The following is a 2,725-nucleotide window of genomic DNA, read 5'->3' as shown; positions in this document are numbered from 1 at the left end:
AAACGAGGCCCTCTTGGCATCGACTACTTGGCACACTGTTGAGTTCTCAAGGAACAGACGCGCATCTCTTCAGGCCTTGCGACCTGGCGAGAGGCAACCGTTCTAACTTAGCGGAGCGGGCCTTCGCGGTCAAACCTCCTGGTGGAGGTTCACACGGTCCGGGGCTCCCGGTCCCGGGCGCTCGCGATGTCGGTGACGCGCTGAGCGCACGCCACCGTCTCGGTGAGTTCCGGGGGGCCGCTGGCGGGACCAGCCACCGAGTGCGATCTCGGTGTCCGTTCCTCCCTGCCGGGCGACGTCGTAGACATTACGCAGTGCCGCGGCCGTCGAGCAAATCGCTGACGTGGTGACGCCGGTCACCAGCCGCTCACGGGCCTCTGACCTGCGGCGACGTGGGTGCGTCCGCGGTCTCGAGACCGCCGACGGGTCAGTAGAGCGCGCTCGCCATCGCGCGGCGCGCGCTCACCACCCGTGGGTCGTCCCCGCCGACGACCTCGAAGAGGTCGACCAGCCGGACGCGCACGCGCTCGCGCTCGTCGCCGGCCGTCACCCTCAGCAGGTCGACCAGGCGCGCGAACGCGTCGTCGACCTGACCGCCGAGCACGTCCACGTCCGCCACGGCGAGCTGGGCGTCGACGTCGGTCGGCGCGGCCGCCGCCGCCGCTCGGACAGCGGCCAGGTCCACGGCCCGCGTGCGCTCGAGCAGCCCGACCTGCGCCAGACCGGCCCGGGCGAGCGCGTCGCGGGGGTTCTCCTTGAGGGCCTGCTGGTAGGCCGCGGTCGCGGCGGGCAGGTCGTCACGCTCGATCGCGTCGTAGGCCGCCTGGTGCAGCGGGGGCAGCTCGGGCTCCGGCTCGCGCTCCGGCGCCGCCTCGCGCGGCTCCACCCGTCCGGTGATGCCGTTCGCCTGCGCCGCCGCGAGCACCTGGTCGAGGACCCCCCGCACCTGCTCGCGCGCGGGGGCGCCCTGGAACAGCGGCAGCGGCTGCCCCGCGAGCACCGCCACGACCGTCGGGACGGACGAGGCCTGGAACGCCTGTGCGATCTGCGGGTTGCCGTCGAAGTCGACGCGCGCGAGCAGCCAGGAGCCGGCGTCCTCGTCGGCGAGCGCCGCCAGGTCGTCCGCGACGCCCTTGCTCACGTCGCTCCACGCCGCCCACAGCACGACGACGACGGGGTGCTGGGTCGAGGAGCGGACGAGGTCGGGGAACGACTCGGTGTCGACGTCGACCACGTACGCGCCGGCGGCCTTGACGCTGCCGGGCTGCCCGGGCGGCGGGCCCGCCGGGCGCGCGAGGGACGAGAGGTCGACCGCGCCGCGCACGTCGAGTCGCGGCTGGGGGCCGGTGGGCTGCGTCATCGGTGTCCTCCGCAGGACGGTCGGTGCGGGTCGGGTGGGCTGGTCGTGGTGGCCGGGGCCACGGTCAGGAGGCGGACGCCTTCGTCAGCGCGTGCTCCGCGGCGAGCAGCCGCGCGGGTGCGTCGGCGTCCGCCGGCGGCACGTACAGGACGACGATGTCGGTGAAGGTCCGGGCGAAGGACTTCTCGGCCTCCTTCTTCCCGGTGAGCTTGCGCTCCAGCTTGTCGGTGATCGGGATGGTGCCGTCCGTCGTCAGCTCGACCTTCGACGTCGTCGTGAAGGAGCCGACGACGACCGCGCCGCCGTCGACCGTCCGCCACGCCACGACCGGCGCGCCCGACGGCTCGTACCGCTCGGTCAGCTTGCCCTGGTCGCCCAGGTTCTTGCGCGTGGCCGCCCGGACGTCCTCGATCTCCTTGCGGGCCGCGTCCTCGGCGAACGACGACGCGTACGTCGACTTGCTGCCCTTGGCGAGCACGTCGGTGTAGCGGTCGACGGCCTGCTGCGGCGTCATGAGCAGCGAGTCGTCGTCGGGCGCGACCACCGGGCTCCCGAGCGACGGGTCGGCCGTGAGCGGCATCTCGGTGCCGGGCAGCAGGCGTGCCCACGCCCACATGCGGTACTGCGAGCGGGGGTCGCTCTGGCGCATCACGAGGATCCGCTGCGCCTTGAGGTCGTCGGGCTGCGGCGTGATGACCAGCTGCGTGCGCGGCCACGTCTGCGTCTGGGGGACGATCGTGGTGAGCGCCGACGCAGGGATCGGCGTCAGCTCGTCCTTGCCGTCCGTGACGTCGTTCGCGACGTACTCGACCTTGCGGATCGCCAGCGCGGGGCCGCTCACGCGCGGCTCGAGGAGCTTCGCGTCGAGCGCCTCGTCGCCCTTCTCCAGGACCTTCCCCAGCGAGGTGAGCACGCGCTCGTCCTGGGCGGGCGTCACGGCCGCGGGGGCGACCGCCGGCTTCGCCGGGGGCGTGGGCTGCGGCAGGGGGGCGCCGCACGCGGTCAGCGCCGCGACGGCGGCCGCGGTGAGGGCGGCGGCCACGGCGCGCCGGGTGCGGGGGCTCATCGTCCGGCCTCCTGGTCGTCGGTGCGGTCGCCGTCGGGGACGGTCGGGAGGGCGGGCAGCCCCCAGGCGCGCCGCCACGCGTCGGCGCGGGAGCCGCCCGGCGCCTCGGGGGTGGCCGGTGCCTCGTGGCTCCCGGCGGACGTCGGCAGCCAGGCCGGACGACGCGCGTCGTCGTCGTCGGACGCGTCCTCGGCGACCGGCGCGAGGGGCATCGTCGGCTCCTCGCGACCGAGCCGGCCGGGAGCCGCCTCGTCGTGGTGCGGCGCGCGCGACAGCCAGGCCGGGCGGCCCACGGTGGC

General features: G+C 74.8%; 3 protein-coding genes. All 3 read right to left on the bottom strand.

What is annotated here, in order from left to right; genetic code table 11:
• Positions 1-427 precede the first annotated feature (427 nt).
• Positions 428-1,360, bottom strand: a complete 933-nt coding sequence (locus HGCM_RS16140) for a tetratricopeptide repeat protein (RefSeq protein ID WP_019137849.1) — start codon at positions 1,358-1,360, stop codon at positions 428-430.
• A gap of 64 nt (positions 1,361-1,424) precedes the next feature.
• Positions 1,425-2,426: a DUF8094 domain-containing protein gene (locus HGCM_RS16135; RefSeq protein ID WP_026075545.1), complete on the bottom strand. Its 1,002-nt coding sequence runs from the start codon at positions 2,424-2,426 to the stop codon at positions 1,425-1,427.
• The coding region (locus tag HGCM_RS18610; RefSeq protein WP_040399928.1) for a hypothetical protein at positions 2,423-2,725 on the bottom strand (303 nt) is incomplete at its 5' end. The genes HGCM_RS16135 and HGCM_RS18610, both read right to left, overlap by 4 nt.

Source organism: Cellulomonas massiliensis JC225, from assembly GCF_000312005.1.
GTDB lineage: Bacteria > Actinomycetota > Actinomycetes > Actinomycetales > Cellulomonadaceae > Cellulomonas > Cellulomonas massiliensis.
This window is presented reverse-complemented; position numbering and strand designations above follow the sequence as displayed.